Below are 14,696 nucleotides of genomic sequence, written 5' to 3'. Positions count from 1 at the left end.
GAAAAAGTATTGGCGAAGTGCGGGCTTAATTTGAACGAATGTTCAAGTTCAGACCAAGCGGAGCCGATGCTTTTTCAGATTGTCTAAATTATGAAAAAAAACAATATGAAAAGCAGCGGCGGATAAATATTACAAATCTTTCTATTATACATTTAACCCCGCATTTTGCCAATACAATGTTAGGCGACGTCGTAATTAAGCTAATTGTATATAATCTTTCTCAATTTTTACATTAAAATTAATTTCAGCCTTCAAAGCTCTAAATACTTTTAAAATTGTGTCAATTGTTGCACTATTTGCACTGCTTTCAAGCTTAGAAATTTGAGATTTCTGTACTCCAATAAGTTCTCCAAGTTGTTCTTGAGTCAAATTTCTTTCCTGTCTTGCAGTTTTAATCATTTTTCCTAAAACATCCATTCTTAATTCGTACTCGTATTCATCTCTTTCTTTTGTTCCTTTTTTTCCAATGAATTCATCTTTCATTTCGTCAAGAGAATAAGATTTAATTTTTTCTTTAGCCATTTTATTTGTTTTTAAAATAGTTTTCCTTAATTTTTATTGCCTTATCAATTTCCTTTGCAGGAATTTTACTCACTTTCTTAATAAATCCGTGAGTTGCAAAAACCAAAGTGTTTTCACCCTCTGTTTTGTCCCAAAATGCAAGCAGTCTCACTTGAAGTCCCGCATATCTCGTTCTAAACTCCCAAATATCATTATTCAATTTCTTAAATAATTTTGGATCATTAGTTTGTTCTGCTAAATCAATATTGTAAAATACTTTATTTACAGTTTTAGAATCAAGACTTTTGATAAAATCTCTCGCATCTTCCAAAAATTTAGTTTCAAAATATTTCACCTTATATAATTTGATACAAATATAAATAAAGTTTCCAAATTTGACAACTTTCAGTGTGTATTTTTGTGGGAGAACGATCTCGCCTAACGGAAAAAGTATTGGCGAAGTGCGGGCTAAAAATGAACTTTAGTTCAATTTTCGACTAAGCGGAGCCGATGCTTTTTCAGATAAGCTAAGTTAGGAAAAAAGATTATATGAAAAGCAGCGGCGTGTAAATATTTCCACTTTTTCTATTTTATATTTAACCCCGCATTTTGCCAATACAATGTTAGCAGAAGTGCTATTAGTGCTATTATTTCCAAGTATAGTTTTTTGACCAATTATAGAACTCATTAATTCTTTCAGAATTTTTCTTATTATATTCTATTGCATTCTCATTATTTACAGTTAGAAAAATTATGTTTGAAAAAGGTTCAATTAAATTCTTGTTTTTCATCTCTAAAAAATAAGGAACTAAAAATTCCCAATAGTAGCCTTTTTGATTTTTTTTCGATTCGTCTAACGCATCACACATCGTTTTGAATTTATCAGTAAATTTTTCAATTTCGCTTTTATTCTTATTTTTTTCATCGAAGTCCAATGCAGCAGACATTGATAAAACCATATCTGCGGTTGAAAAATCATTTTCTAATTTCTTTTTTGCATTTACCTGATTAAGTGTTTTTTCGTCAATTGATAATGAAATTGAATTATCTCCTTGTTTCGAAACACCTCTTTTCATTAAAGAAATGATAGCTTCTAAATTTCCTTTTGCACGAGCAGTTTTATTGTCTAGCGCAAGATAACGAGAAGAAGCTAAAATTGAAGCAATTCTATTTGATGAATTTAATACAGCTAATGCGTTAAAAGAACTTGTATGATTCGGATTTAATTTAGTTGCATTTTGAAAAGCTTTTATGGCATCTTCATTTTTCTTGCTATTAAATAATGTTATTCCTTTATTAAAATATAATTGATAGTAATTTGGATATTTTTTTAGTCCTTCATCATATATTTTTAAAGCTAAATCAGGTTTTCCTGAATGATCTAAAGCATTTCCATATGTTATATAAACGGTTTTATTATCTTCATTTGGATATAATTGTATAACACGTTTAGAAATCTCAATTGCTTCATCATACTTTTTGGCGGATTCTAAAGTCATTGCTTTTTCTGTTAAAGCAAAAGAATTATCTTTATCTAACGCTAAAGCTTCATTATATTTTGAAATAGCTTCATCATATTTTCCTGCATCGTGAAGCTCAATACCCTCATTAATTTTTTTCTTGGCTTCTTCTGAGTTCTGCGCAAGAATTAAGTTTGTACAAAAAAATAATAAGTAACCGATTTTTTTCATTTTTGTGGCGTTAGATTGTTTTAGCATTTCTGCTAACGAAAAAGTATTGGCGAAGTGCGGGCTAAATTGGACAAAATGTTCAATTTCGACCAAACGGAGCCGATGCTTTTTCAGATTGTCTAAATTAAAGAAAAAAACAATATGAAAAGCAGCGGCGAATAAATATTACAAATCTTTCTATTATACATTTAACCCCGCATTTTGCCAATACAATGTTAACTGCAGTGCGAATTACGGTTTTACTTTTACAATCTTATTCTCTCGAATAATTACGATTTCGCTATTTTTTTCCTTCTTGAACTCAAGCATTTTTTCATAGGCTTTTTCAAGTCCTTTTAGGATTTTCGTTTTTCTAATATTTTTAGCTTCTTTTGTCATAATAACTTTTTAAATCATTAAACTTCTCTAAGTTATGAATTACAATTTCTTCTCCAAAATTTTTCTCCGCAATTAAAATTGGTTTTCCCTCAGAATTATCAAATATCAAAACTTGATCGACAATCTCTAAATAAATATCAAACAAATTTTTGATTCCGTTCAAATATCTTCTTTCAATTACATCAGTTGGAATATTGTGACCGCCTTCTTTTACTCGAGTTTTAACACGTTCTTTCGCCAAATCAGAATTTCTAAGCCAAAAGAAAAGTAGAGTAGTATTGTAATTGTTTTCTTTCGCAAACTTAATTTTCTGTTTATAAGTTTTAGTTGCTAAAGTTGTTTCAAATGCAAAGTTTTCTTGATTCTTAAATAGTTCATCAATTCTATTTAGCATTATTCTCCCAGCTTCAAACGCCACTTTTTCTGGTTGAAAAGGAGAAAGTCCTTTTGCAATTTCATCTGCATTTACAAATTCTTTACAATCTAAAATCTCGGGTAAAATCGTAAAAGAAGCTGTTGTTTTTCCAGCTCCGTTGCAACCTGCGATTATGTAAAGATTCTTTTCATTCATAGCTACAAATTTACATTAAATTTTGGATGAATTGAATACTTTGTTTCGACAGGGAAATTGTCAAATCGCATTGCAGTTAACGGAAAAAGTATTGGCGAAGTGCGGGCTTAAGTTGAACGAATGTTCAAGTTCAGACCAAACGGAGCCAATATTTTTTCAATGGAACTAAATTAAGCAAAAATGTGGAATTGAAAAATATTGGCGGCTAAATATTTCAAATTTTTCAATTATACATTTAACCCCGCATTTTGCCAATACAATGTTAGCTGTAGTTTTTAATCAATTCTGACTAGATATTTTATTTTCATATTGTAGTCAAAAAAGATTTCAATATATCTCAATTCTTTATTTTCTATAAGATATGTGAATTCGTAAATATTTCCATTTTTTGTGAAAGGACTATATTCTTGTTTATCATAATTTTTTTGATTAAAAATTCTTTCGCCGTTTTTATTTGTGTAATAAAATTTGGGATTCCGTTTTAGGTTTGTATTTATTTGTAATTTTTCAATGTTTTTTGAATATTCAAATTTGAATGTGATCGAATCCCCAATTTTTGGTTTTAAAATTCCTTGAGTTGGATTTAAAATTTTGATTAAAGGAATTATATTGTTATCAATGAATGGTTGATTTTTGTACTCATCTTTGGAAATTTCAAAATTCAAAACTTTTTCAGGATTTTTTGGAAAATGGTCAATTGTAAATTTTTCGATGGGAGTAAACCAATAAAAATCATTTTTCTTTTTTACAAAATTTGTAAGTTTTCCTTTTGTATCATTTTCGCAATATCCTGAAGCCCAAGTTAAATCCAAAAAATAAGTTTGGTTATCTATTATTACGGCGTTCCAAGCGTGATCTAAAACTCCAGTATTTCCAACATGGCTTGATTTAGTCTTCACATAACCATCAATATTCAAACATTGAATTTTTGCTATATCACACATTTTTTTGAATAGAGTAGAATAGCCAGAACAAACGCCTTTTTTCTTTCTCAAAACTTTTTCGATGAGATTATTTTCAAATTCTTGTTTTTGTATGTTGCAATCAGTTTTCGTTTTGCATTTGAATGTTATTGTTTGTTTTCCTTTATTGAATAATTTGTAATCATAATTAATATTTTCAACTATCCATGAATAAATTGCTCGTGTTTTGTCAATTTCATTATCTAGATTTTGAGTTAAGTTATTTACAAGTTGATTCAAATTTCCTTTGTACTTAGTAGAAACAGCAATACTGTCAATTTTTCTAAAATTGTTTTGTCCAAAAAAAAACGAAAAAGACAATAGTAAAATTACTTGAAAAATTTTTGACACGTCGTTTGGATAAAATTACAGCTAACGAAAAAGTATTGGCGAAGTGCGGGCTGGATTTAACTGAAAGTTCAATTCAGATCGAGCGAAGCCGATGCTTTTTCAGATTGTCTAAATTAAATAAAAAAACAATATGAAAAGCAGCGGCGGATAAATATTTCTACTTTTTCTATTTTACATTTAACCCCGCATTTTGCCAATACAATGTTGTACGCAGTATTATTGTTTTCTATAAGTTGTCGTTTTCTTATCGCCATTCTTTGCAATTAGGTTATTTTCAACTGCATTTTTTAAATCTCGACTTGCTGTTGCAGAAGAAATATCTTTGAAATAGTTCAAATAATCTTTTCTTGTAAATTCATTTTCATTTTGCTCAAGGAAGATATGTATACGATCTTCATCAGAAAGTTTTTTGCCTGAATTTTCCAATAACTCCGACAGGGAACTATCGATTATTTTAAGCATATATTCAATGAATTTTGTTGATTTTCCTTCTTTATCCGATTGAGATAAAGCATAGTAATATTGTTCTTGATTTTTAGAAATTAAAGTTTCAAAAGGAAGAAACTCAAAAATAGCATAATCTTGCATTAAAATCAAGGTTTGCCACAATCTTCCCATCCTTCCATTTCCATCTAAAAATGGATGAATAAATTCCATTTCATAATGGAAAACGCAACTTTTGATTAATGTTAATTCCGATTTATCTTTTAAATATTCAAATAAATCTTTCATTAAATATGGAACATTTTCGAAAGGTGGTGCAACGTGTTCTATTTTAGAACCTTTTACAATTCCAACTCCTTGCTTTCTATATTGACCAGGATTTTCGATTAGTTTTTGAAGCAATAATTTGTGAGCCTTTAGAAAATCCTTTTCGATATGAGGTTTTAGATTGTTGATATTTTTATAAACTTCTAAAGCATTTAAAACTTCAAGAATATCTTTTTCAGGACCAATCACTCTCTTATTTTCCAAAATTGCTGTAATTTGTTCTTCAGTCAACGTATTTCCTTCAATACTTAATGAAGAATGAATTGTTTTTATTTGATTTTGTTTTCTTAAAGTTGGATTAGTTTTGATTAAGAATCTAACATTTACTTCTCCAATTTTTTCTGAAATTGAAGTAATAAATTTTAAAATTTCGCTTGTTATTTCGTAAGGTGGTTTCATTTTATGATACTATCATTTGATACTATCACAAAGTTATATTTTTAATCTGAAACTAAGGCGTAAAGTTTGGAAAATATTGCGTACAACGGAAAAAGTATTGGCGAAGTGCGGGCTTAATTTGAACGACTGTTCAAGTTCAGACCAAACGGAGCCGATGCTTTTTCAGATTGTTAAAATTAAAGAAAAAAACAATATGAAAAGCAGCGGCGTATAAATATTTCCACTTTTTCTACTTAACATTTAACCCCGCATTTTGCCAATACAATGTTAGCAGAAGTCTTTATTTTTTTCTTTCAATTTTGACTGGATCTTGTCTCGTATCAAAAACGTCCGAGATTTTCACCAATTTTCTTTTGTCATCAATTGAATAAATAATCTTACAGTTAGATTCAACCAAATAATGATATTCAATTATACGGTTTTCTAATGATTGTTCTTTTTGCCCAATTCTAGGATTGTCAATTAATATATCAGGAGCTAAAAGTATTTTTGTAACAATATTAAGCGCAACATCATAACTTTTTGACAAATCATGATAAAACTCAAAGATTTCGTCAACTTTTTCTTCGGAAAATTTTGACCATACAACTTTGTACTTCACAATTTAGTATTTAGCAAGAAGTTCGGATGTTGTTTTAAATCTACCATTGTCAAAATCATTTTCCGACTTTGTAATTCTATCATTTAACTCTTCTATTGTGAAAGGTTTTAATGTTTTATCAGTTTTAGTAGATTTTTTCAATAATTTTTCAAACTGAGAAATCATTTCCTCACTTTGAAGTTTTAGGAAAGCTTGTACAAATTCTATTTTTCTAGTTTGGATATCCATTTTGCAAAAATTATTTATTCAAATTTATGAAAATATTTGAAATCTTGTTCGATTATATATTTAAAGTTCTATTTTCACAAGATTTCTGCTAACGGAAAAAGTATTGGCGAAGTGCGGGATTTCGAAGAACTAAAAGTTCAAGAACGACCAAATGGAGCCGATGCTTTTTCAGATTGTCTAAATTAAGAAAAAAAACAATATGAAAAGCAGCGGCGTGTAAAAAAGTAGAGTAGTTCAATTATACCTTAACCCCGCATTTTGCCAATACAATGTTGTCTGCAGTGCTAATTATTAGGATAATGAAATGCTTTATCTATCTCAATAGGATTATAATATTTTCTTATATCAGCTTGAGTTGATTTTGTTAATTCGTTAAATTCTTCCTTCTTCTTTATTTTTCTTCCATTAATTTCAACATTCCAATCGGGTTGAAAATCAGTTCTCATTCTAGAATATGGATCATTATAAAAATCAAGATTTAATTTTTCCCATGTTTTATAATTTACCTTTATTGGATTCATCGAATAATGACTTTCTAAAAATTTACTAGTATCATATGTTTCTGATAAATTTTTATTTCGTACAAAACTGTAAACAAAATTTTGTTTTTCATCTTCAACAAATAAAATTAATCCTGGTAAACCTCTAAATTTATATGGTCCTTCCGAAATCGGAATGTCAGTAGTAAACCAAGCATTCCATTTTCTTCCACCAAAATTTGTGGTAGCTCTTTGTAATTTGTAGTTAGCTAATGTTTTGGTATCTTTTTGAATTTTCCAATTTATTACATCGTTACTTTCAAAAACATAGTAAAATGGCATCATTCTAATTTGTTCAAAATTCAAATTTACATTTGCATCTCTTTTTCTAATCAAAGATTGTCCTGTTTGACTAGTATGCTGATCATACTGATGGTCAGGAAGTTTCATTAATGAATCACTCTCGATAAAACCATATTCATAAAACTTAACTTCTTTTGGATTGATGTCCAAAACCATTTCTTGGGTTCCATATTCTTTTTGTAGCGAATCAGATTTATACTTTAATTCATAAACAAATATAATCGCCAAATCCAAATGTCCAAAATACTTCAACGAAATGTCCAAAAAAAGCGACCATGTAGGTCGCTTTTAAATTTGATTTAAACATCGTTTAATCGTTATTTCGATAGATCATAATATCTTCATAAGAGGCGTTATAGGTTAATGAGGTATTAACTTTCACGGTAGTTGAATCAGCGAAAGGATTGCGAGCATAGCTGTTTGTTTCCATCCAGTTACACAGCTCTATAATTTGACTTTTGTTTGATGTGAAATAGAAATAAGATTGGTCTTCAATTGTTTTGAGAACGTTGAGATAATCCGAAAGTTTCCAGTAGTCTGGACGGCTATATGTTGAGCAATCGGTGCTCAAATATGGCGGATCAACTAAGAAAACAACATTAGAATGGTTTTTATATTCCTCAAATAATGCACGATAATCTTTTCTCACAACCTCAACGTCTTTAAGGTAGTTTTCGGCAGTGTAATCGCTTAATCTAACCTTATTATAGAAGTTTTCTTTCTTTAGTTGCTCAAAGTTTATAACATAATTCATGGAGAATAAAAGACTTGAGCTAATCGTAACCCAATCCACAAATCCTGTTTCTTTTTCAATTCTTGAAATAATCTCAAGTTTTAACTCTTCACTTAATCGTTCTTTACGTACAGGAGATTTGGCACAAATTATTCTAATATCCCTTAATAAAGCGTTTGTTTTATCAACATTTCTTATCCTTTCAGAATAGCTGTCAAAATCATTATATACCACATTGGATTTTGGATAATACTGTTTAACTGTATGGCTTAATAGTCCCGAACCTCCAAATAAATCGACATAAGTAGCCGTAGAACTAAATTGATCTAAAGCTTCTTTAAATGGTCTTAAAAATCTTCTCTTTTGCCCTTGAAACGGTAAAGGGGCTTGTGTGTACTGTTTCATAAATATTAGTTTTTAAAATTGTTTATTATTATCTTTGCTACTCTGACCACTAACGACAAAACCCGCAAGCTCCAGAAGACATAAGTCCTCCGTAGCCTGCGGGTTCGTTTTAAAAGTGGTCAGAGATTTTTAAAAGCGGAGGATGTTTTTATCCTCTAGTTTGTACATCAGTTACAATACTTTGACAAGTAGTTAAAATACTTTGATACAAAGTAAGATCACCGTCTATAAAATTGTTATTCTGAACATCATACTTACCATTTTCGGGGTAGTAAGCACCTGATATTACATTGTTTCCTGTAAATGGATTATCCCCACCTACAATCCCCCTTTGTACATTGAAGTTGATAGCTTGTGGCAAACCACCTTCAATAAAATTCCATGCGTACTTAATTGTATTTTCATTAACTGTTTCTTTTGCTTGCACTGTGATAGAAGTGCTAATGATTTCTAATGACATATATATTAATATTTATTTTTTATTGTTCATAATCTTCTGGCGGAAATGCTGTACCTCTTGTCGGAATCGATGAAATATTGATTGTTTTAAAAATTTCCATACTTGATACTATTCTTCCGTCTTGAATTAGATAAGCTTCACACCAATAATTTATATTATAGTGATTAGTTGACATTTGTGTGTACCCACCCATTACAAATTGTTTTAAATAAATTCCATTAGGAATTTTATCCCCAAATTTATTTTTTGAAGTATAAAATCCTGAATATTGAGAGTTGTCAGCACTCTCAAAGTTTCGCCCCTCATAATACTCATAAGTAAGCATATTAACATTTAATCCAATATCATACATAAATTGAGTAGTGTCAGTTGCTGGTCCTGTTGGGGGATAATTTCCAGTATGAAATTTTTGCATAATTCCAGCTACAAGCTCTGCGGAAATTTCAGATTGTGTAAAACTCGTAGTGTTAAGCTTTCTAAAATTTCGTTTTGTATAACTCTCAGGAATATAACCTGTGAACATAATCCCTTGACTTCCTATAGATGCTATTTTTATTCCATTATCGTTATAAATATCAAATGCTACTTTTCCTGTATTTTGATTAAATCCAAGTTCAAACGTTTTTTGACCTGTTAAAGGATTTACAAAACGTATCATTCCATTGTCTAGCACTTGGAAAGGTGAAAGATACTTTTGATCATAAGGCTTTCCAGCAGCAAAGCGAATGCTTTCTCCGTTCGGTTGATCAGTAACGCCTGATATCATTGCATTGGCTCCGTTAACATCTCCAACCAATAAAGTGCCTGTTGCCACTACATTTTGGTTAACTGATGTACTTAGGAAGCTCGTAACTTGATTAGCTAGTGCAGCTGTGTTCATAGCATTTTGAGCTTGAGCAATGGCATTGGCTGATTGTTGATTAGCCGCATTTATTTGCTCATCAACATCTTCAGGTGCAGGAGTCCAATCAGTCGCTTTGTTCCCTTTTTCTAGTTTAATATTCTTAAAAAGTAGTTGCTGTTCGCCTAAAGCTTGAAGTGCAAAAATTTTGTTAACATTCAGTCCGCTATCATCTATCGTTAATGAATATTTTTTCCAATCATTAGAATAGTGTATATCGATTTTTTTAGAGATTCCCGCAATTGATATAACTAATGAATAAGGTATAGACCCATTTTGAAATAATGGCATAACCTCAAATGAGACTGTGTAAATTTCTGAAACGAATTCAAACGACTGATAGAAACCTCCTCGGTTTGCATTGTTATTCAAAAAAATACAACCATTATTATTAGATTTCCATTCAATAATTTCACCTAAGCCTAATGCATGCCATTCTTTAATATCGTTTTTGAAATCAGAGTTTTTAAGTAAGTTACGTCCACCTATCTGCAAGTTATTAATTTGAGTCTTTCCAATTAATATGACAATCGCAATGTTCTGGTCATAATAATTCTTAAAAATATTTCTAAAAATATCTCCATTAATATTTGAAGTAGAAGTAAGATCGGTTAATAAAGGTGATAAGTAATTATTTAAAGAATTGTATGCAGATTGATAAGATGTCACTGACAAAAGCAAACTAGCTGCTAAAGTATAATTACTTGTATACTCAGATTTTATTCTATTCCATTCATTTAAGGTAGTTTGTTTTTCTGAGGCAGTTAACTTGTTATCACTACCAATATCGGTTAAGATACTTATTGCATTATTGGCTGTATTTTGTGCATCACTAATATTGTCTTCAATATCCTCCACAGCTGGTGTCCAATCGGTTGCTTTATTTCCTTTTTCTAATTTTATATTTTTAAACAATAGTTTTTGACTAGCATTTGGAAGTATAGCAAGATAATTACTTACACCAGTCAAATTAAGAATAATAATGTATTTTTTCCATTCATTATTTGTATGTATAGAAACATATGGATTATCTGAATTTGGAGATGAAATTGAGACATTATAATTTCCACCTGCTTGATATGTAGGCTTTACCATAAAACTTAAGATATATTGACCCTTCTCAAGCTGTACAAATTGCATAAATGCACCGTTTGTATTATTGTTGTCAATAAATATTGCTTTTTCTTGTGCATTCCAACTAATTGTAACTCCTGCTACGCCATTACTGACCCAGTGATTAATATTTTTTTCAAAATTCGTATTACGCAGCAAATTCCTCCCTCCTACTTGTATAGCATTAATTCTTTCATTCCCTATTGATGTGATTGCATTTTGAAATTTAGCCGTTAAAATAGATAGTTGTTCTTTATAATTTGTAAACTTAGTGTCAACATCTAGTTTTTCAGTTTCTGTGGTTTTACCGTCAGCAATAGCTGTAAATATTGAGTTTATTAATTTTTTATGAGCTCCCAGATAGCCAGTTCCTGATGCTACAGAAGTTCCCCATGCTGTTGCCAGCTCCGTCTTTGAACTTCCCGTGAGGTTAACGTCATTATAAATTATTTGATACTTTTGAGAAAGATCGCTTTGTTCCGTATTAATTTGATTAATATACTTTTCGATTGCAATAGCTTCAGCAGCATCGATAATTCCGTCGGAAAGCGTCCAGTATGCCATAGCATATTCAGGAGCCTTACGTTTAATCTGCATTTTTATTTTATTATCAAATTCTTTGATGCCTTTAGAGAAACTAATCGTGTTCGTTGACCACTTTTTGCGGTAATTTCCTACGCTGTTGGGCGAAAGTGTCGCCCAACCTAGAGCCTTTGCAACTGGGTTATATTGATCAGCTATTTGTACATTATCAAAGCCTTGCCACTTGCGGAAAAGCTCACGTAATACAGCTTCTTGTTGGTTGTCTTTCACGGCAACTGAGTTTTTATTTCCAAACTTTTCTGAAACCAATACAATGTAACCTTGCTCTAGAAATTCGCTTAATTTTTCGCGAAGTCTTCTGTCGGTGCCTGGCAAAGTGTGACCTACATAATCTTTAACCTCTTTGCATGCTTGCGCTGCATCTTGCCAAATCTTTGTAATAGAACCACCACGAGCTTTACGGAAAGACTTCATGTCTTTAATGTAAGCATCCAACGCCCAAAGCATCTGAGCGTTCTTAACATACTCATCCTGCTTTTCAGGTTTTAAACTTGTAAAATCATCCAACTTATAACTGGCGTAAAAATCAACAGCCTCGTAATCGTCTTTGAAATAGTTAAGGATTAGATTTTGCACGGTTTTACGTGGTGGATAACCTAACTTTTTAACAACATCAACTCTGAAACGCTCAGGAAGACTCTCAAAATCTACTAAAGCATGATTATCTAAACCTTTACCTTGTCTAACTCTATCAATCTTACCAAGACGACAAAGCTTGTCATAATTAGACTTAGACATTACATCCAAATCCTCATATAAAGCTCTAGCGGGTACAGTTAATATGTTATTGTAGAATTGATACATTTTTAAACTTGATTTAAAAGTTCTTTAAATTGTTCCCAGCAGTGGAGTCGAACCACCGAAGAACCGTTTGGGATTAGAATAAATTTTCTGAGATGATATTGAGTATATCTTTAAACTCTTTGGCTTTATCTAAAGCTTTTTCTTTCTTTACATATTCAGAAGCTTTTCCATAACCTTGGATTGGTTTTCTATTGACTGCTAGCCATTTTTTTTCCTGTGCTTCTAACGCTGTATTGATTAACTCAATTTGGTCTTCAGTGAAAAACTCAAATAGTGATGCCATATTACAAAGCTTTATAAGTTGTGTTAATTACGAATCCGAAAATCTCGGTTACGATGGCTATTTCTTGTCTTTTTGTGGCAACATCAGTTACTGGATTAGACTTGTGTTTTACTTTTCTGTAAATGAAGTGAAGTGCTTTTTTCATATTATTGTTTTAAATGATTCTTACGATTTTCGATTACCTGTTCTAGCGCATCTACTGTTTTGAAATGGTTTTTTGAATAAACTCTCACAAATGCCTTCTCAACGGAACGTGTTGGTATTCCAACAATGCTTGAAACTTCCTCCCAATCTCCATGTCGTTTTTGATTAATCAATTCTTTCAATCTTTGTAGGTGCTTTTTCTCTTCAGGTGTTGACGGAACGAAATTGATTTTTAGTTGGTTGTCTTTTTTCACAAATTTTGAATTAATTGTTTCCATCATGTTTGAATTTAATTTTTTGTCTTATTTTTGTCTCAAATATGTAGCAAACTTACAAACAAGTTTGAAATAAAACAAGGAAAAATGAAAAAAAACACAAACTTCTTTGAAAGAATTAGCCAAATCATTGACTACTACGGTATAAATAGTGTGAATGAATTTGCTAGAGAATGGCTCGGATATAGCTCTGCTGAGAAGATTAATAGGCTAAAGAAAGAAAATACTAGTCCTTCCTTCGATATTTTAAATGATATTTCAAACAAGTTTGTTGAAATTGACAATAAATGGCTTGTAACTGGAGAGGGTGAGATGATCCCACGTAAAAATGGAATAATAAATGAATCACAAATGATATCTTCACAGAACTACAAAAACCAAGCACCAAAGATTATCACAGTTAATGCACATAATGTTGATAATATTGTTTTGGTTCCTCAGAAACTACAAGCTGGTTACCTGCAAGGCTATAATGATCCTAATTTCATACAGGAGCTTCCAACATTTCGATTACCTGGTCTCAATAATGGTATATTTCGAATGTTTGAGATAGAAGGTAATTCCATGTTTCCTACACTTCCTAATAAATCTTATGTCGTTGGACAATTTGTTGAAAATTGGATAACAGGGATTAAAGACAATCAGATATATGCTATCATTTCAAATGATATAGAAGATGGTCTCGTAAAACGATGCATTAACAGAATAAAGAAATATAATAACTTAATCTGTAAATCCGATAATAGGAGAAACTTTCCAACGCAAAACATTGAACCATCAACAATAAAGGAAGTTTGGGAAATCAAACTACATCTTAACTTTCAACTTCCTGATCCAGCAGATGTGTATGATCGTATGAATGATTTGGAGGCAGATCTACAAGAACTAAAACAATATTTAGCGAAATGAGGGCCTTATTTTAATAAAGTACTATAAAAACCACTGATTATCAGTGGTTTTCTTGTTATTACACTTGTAAAATAGGGGTGTGAGTTTGTGTTTTTAGGTCTTTTTTTTATATTTTCTAACACATTTATATAATTCAGTTGATAATTTTATACAAGGATAAGGTATGCCTAAAGGTATGCCTAAAGGTATGTCTAAGTATTATTTTGTAAAATCTACACTTCCTTATTTTTCTGGCTTTTTTGGTGGGTTTTTGGCTAGTATAACAAAGCATAAACGCCCATTTGGTGGGCGTGTGGTAGATATTAACCTATAAAATAATAAAACCCGAAGATGTGCGGGTTTATATGGTATTTAATATTGGTTTAAATGGTAATTAAATGGTAATTAATGACATTTTGTTTCGTGTCCAGAATTTTGGTTTTTTTAGGCTTTTTTCTTGTGTTTATCGTGCTTTTAGGCTTTTTTTGTTAGTGCTGGTTTAGGACATTTCGTTTGGTGGGGGGTACAAATCGTTTTGTTTGTGAAAAAGAAAAAAGACTAAAAAATGATAGAACTAAAATAAAATAATTTTTCATAAGTGTTTGTTGACGAGTGTTTTGAAAGCATTGCAGACAACGGAAAAAGTATTGGCGAAGTGCGGGCTTAAGTTGAACGAATGTTCAAGTTCAGACCAAACGGAGCCGATGCTTTTTCAGATTGTCTAAATTATGAAAAAAAACAATATGAAAAGCAGCGGCGGATAAATATTACAAATCTTTCTATTATACATTT

Annotated in this window: 17 protein-coding genes; 1 reads left to right on the top strand and 16 read right to left on the bottom strand. The window is 30.9% G+C overall.

What is annotated here, in order from left to right; all coding sequences use genetic code 11:
- Nucleotides 1–195: 195 nt before the first annotated feature.
- From B5X62_RS15120 to B5X62_RS15055, 16 genes are all read right to left on the bottom strand, one after another.
- Nucleotides 196–522, bottom strand: coding sequence for a helix-turn-helix domain-containing protein (locus tag B5X62_RS15120; protein ID WP_079668320.1), 327 nt, complete (start codon nucleotides 520–522; stop codon nucleotides 196–198).
- A 1-nt stretch (nucleotide 523) separates the two neighbouring features.
- The gene (locus B5X62_RS15115) at nucleotides 524–856 is read right to left on the bottom strand and encodes a type II toxin-antitoxin system RelE/ParE family toxin (protein ID WP_079668319.1); all 333 of its coding nucleotides are present in this window, start codon (nucleotides 854–856) and stop codon (nucleotides 524–526) included.
- Between the two features lie 292 nt (nucleotides 857–1,148).
- Nucleotides 1,149–2,192, bottom strand: a complete 1,044-nt coding sequence (locus B5X62_RS15110) for a tetratricopeptide repeat protein (RefSeq protein ID WP_079668325.1) — start codon at nucleotides 2,190–2,192, stop codon at nucleotides 1,149–1,151.
- 231 nt (nucleotides 2,193–2,423) lie between these two features.
- Complete coding sequence (locus tag B5X62_RS15580; protein WP_185116725.1) at nucleotides 2,424–2,570, bottom strand: hypothetical protein; 147 nt, start codon at nucleotides 2,568–2,570, stop codon at nucleotides 2,424–2,426.
- A complete protein-coding gene (locus tag B5X62_RS15105) occupies nucleotides 2,554–3,141 on the bottom strand; it encodes a zeta toxin family protein (protein ID WP_079668318.1) in 588 nt (195 codons plus the stop codon). Before B5X62_RS15105 ends, B5X62_RS15580 begins: the two co-directional genes overlap by 17 nt.
- A gap of 275 nt (nucleotides 3,142–3,416) precedes the next feature.
- On the bottom strand, nucleotides 3,417–4,343 hold the full coding sequence (locus B5X62_RS15100) for a transglutaminase domain-containing protein (protein WP_221405235.1): 927 nt from the start codon (nucleotides 4,341–4,343) through the stop codon (nucleotides 3,417–3,419).
- A gap of 327 nt (nucleotides 4,344–4,670) precedes the next feature.
- On the bottom strand, nucleotides 4,671–5,624 hold the full coding sequence (locus B5X62_RS15095; protein ID WP_079668316.1) for a Fic family protein: 954 nt from the start codon (nucleotides 5,622–5,624) through the stop codon (nucleotides 4,671–4,673).
- 280 nt (nucleotides 5,625–5,904) lie between these two features.
- Nucleotides 5,905–6,225, bottom strand: a complete 321-nt coding sequence (locus B5X62_RS15090; protein WP_079668315.1) for a type II toxin-antitoxin system RelE/ParE family toxin — start codon at nucleotides 6,223–6,225, stop codon at nucleotides 5,905–5,907.
- 3 nt (nucleotides 6,226–6,228) lie between these two features.
- Nucleotides 6,229–6,453 carry a hypothetical protein gene (locus tag B5X62_RS15085; protein WP_079668314.1) on the bottom strand — a complete coding sequence of 75 codons (225 nt, stop codon included), beginning with the start codon at nucleotides 6,451–6,453 and terminating at the stop codon, nucleotides 6,229–6,231.
- 284 nt (nucleotides 6,454–6,737) lie between these two features.
- Nucleotides 6,738–7,547 carry a GLPGLI family protein gene (locus B5X62_RS15080; protein ID WP_159447663.1) on the bottom strand — a complete coding sequence of 270 codons (810 nt, stop codon included), beginning with the start codon at nucleotides 7,545–7,547 and terminating at the stop codon, nucleotides 6,738–6,740.
- A 58-nt stretch (nucleotides 7,548–7,605) separates the two neighbouring features.
- The gene (locus B5X62_RS15075) at nucleotides 7,606–8,433 is read right to left on the bottom strand and encodes a DNA adenine methylase (protein WP_079668312.1); all 828 of its coding nucleotides are present in this window, start codon (nucleotides 8,431–8,433) and stop codon (nucleotides 7,606–7,608) included.
- A gap of 148 nt (nucleotides 8,434–8,581) precedes the next feature.
- Nucleotides 8,582–8,893 carry a hypothetical protein gene (locus B5X62_RS15070; RefSeq protein ID WP_079668311.1) on the bottom strand — a complete coding sequence of 104 codons (312 nt, stop codon included), beginning with the start codon at nucleotides 8,891–8,893 and terminating at the stop codon, nucleotides 8,582–8,584.
- Nucleotides 8,894–8,912: 19 nt separating this feature from the next.
- The gene (locus B5X62_RS15065; RefSeq protein WP_079668310.1) at nucleotides 8,913–12,314 is read right to left on the bottom strand and encodes a carbohydrate binding domain-containing protein; all 3,402 of its coding nucleotides are present in this window, start codon (nucleotides 12,312–12,314) and stop codon (nucleotides 8,913–8,915) included.
- Nucleotides 12,315–12,387: 73 nt separating this feature from the next.
- A complete protein-coding gene (locus B5X62_RS15060) occupies nucleotides 12,388–12,597 on the bottom strand; it encodes a hypothetical protein (protein ID WP_079668309.1) in 210 nt (69 codons plus the stop codon).
- 1 nt (nucleotide 12,598) lies between these two features.
- Nucleotides 12,599–12,742 carry a hypothetical protein gene (locus tag B5X62_RS15545; RefSeq protein ID WP_159447662.1) on the bottom strand — a complete coding sequence of 48 codons (144 nt, stop codon included), beginning with the start codon at nucleotides 12,740–12,742 and terminating at the stop codon, nucleotides 12,599–12,601.
- Nucleotide 12,743: 1 nt separating this feature from the next.
- A complete protein-coding gene (locus B5X62_RS15055; protein ID WP_079668308.1) occupies nucleotides 12,744–13,022 on the bottom strand; it encodes a hypothetical protein in 279 nt (92 codons plus the stop codon).
- A gap of 81 nt (nucleotides 13,023–13,103) precedes the next feature.
- Between B5X62_RS15055 and B5X62_RS15050 the strand changes: the two genes are divergently transcribed.
- Complete coding sequence (locus tag B5X62_RS15050; protein WP_144038408.1) at nucleotides 13,104–13,925, top strand: S24 family peptidase; 822 nt, start codon at nucleotides 13,104–13,106, stop codon at nucleotides 13,923–13,925.
- The last annotated feature ends 771 nt before the right edge of the window (nucleotides 13,926–14,696 follow it).

It is taken from the genome of Soonwooa buanensis, assembly GCF_900167905.1.
In the GTDB taxonomy this organism is placed as follows: domain Bacteria; phylum Bacteroidota; class Bacteroidia; order Flavobacteriales; family Weeksellaceae; genus Soonwooa; species Soonwooa buanensis.
The sequence above is the reverse complement of the archived record's forward strand: the minus strand, read 5'-3'. Positions and strand labels throughout refer to the sequence as shown.

Excerpts from the sequence above, each read along its gene's own strand:
- B5X62_RS15060 (WP_079668309.1), bottom strand. The coding sequence starts at position 12,597 with ATGGCATCACTATTTGAGTTTTTCACTGAAGACCAAATTGAGTTAATC.
- B5X62_RS15105 (WP_079668318.1), bottom strand. The coding sequence starts at position 3,141 with ATGAATGAAAAGAATCTTTACATAATCGCAGGTTGCAACGGAGCTGGA.
- B5X62_RS15120 (WP_079668320.1), bottom strand. The coding sequence starts at position 522 with ATGGCTAAAGAAAAAATTAAATCTTATTCTCTTGACGAAATGAAAGAT.
- B5X62_RS15095 (WP_079668316.1), bottom strand. The coding sequence starts at position 5,624 with ATGAAACCACCTTACGAAATAACAAGCGAAATTTTAAAATTTATTACT.
- B5X62_RS15580 (WP_185116725.1), bottom strand. The coding sequence starts at position 2,570 with ATGACAAAAGAAGCTAAAAATATTAGAAAAACGAAAATCCTAAAAGGA.
- B5X62_RS15085 (WP_079668314.1), bottom strand. The coding sequence starts at position 6,453 with ATGGATATCCAAACTAGAAAAATAGAATTTGTACAAGCTTTCCTAAAA.
- B5X62_RS15050 (WP_144038408.1), top strand. The coding sequence starts at position 13,104 with ATGAAAAAAAACACAAACTTCTTTGAAAGAATTAGCCAAATCATTGAC.
- B5X62_RS15075 (WP_079668312.1), bottom strand. The coding sequence starts at position 8,433 with ATGAAACAGTACACACAAGCCCCTTTACCGTTTCAAGGGCAAAAGAGA.
- B5X62_RS15055 (WP_079668308.1), bottom strand. The coding sequence starts at position 13,022 with ATGATGGAAACAATTAATTCAAAATTTGTGAAAAAAGACAACCAACTA.
- B5X62_RS15070 (WP_079668311.1), bottom strand. The coding sequence starts at position 8,893 with ATGTCATTAGAAATCATTAGCACTTCTATCACAGTGCAAGCAAAAGAA.
- B5X62_RS15110 (WP_079668325.1), bottom strand. The coding sequence starts at position 2,192 with ATGAAAAAAATCGGTTACTTATTATTTTTTTGTACAAACTTAATTCTT.
- B5X62_RS15065 (WP_079668310.1), bottom strand. The coding sequence starts at position 12,314 with ATGTATCAATTCTACAATAACATATTAACTGTACCCGCTAGAGCTTTA.
- B5X62_RS15545 (WP_159447662.1), bottom strand. The coding sequence starts at position 12,742 with ATGAAAAAAGCACTTCACTTCATTTACAGAAAAGTAAAACACAAGTCT.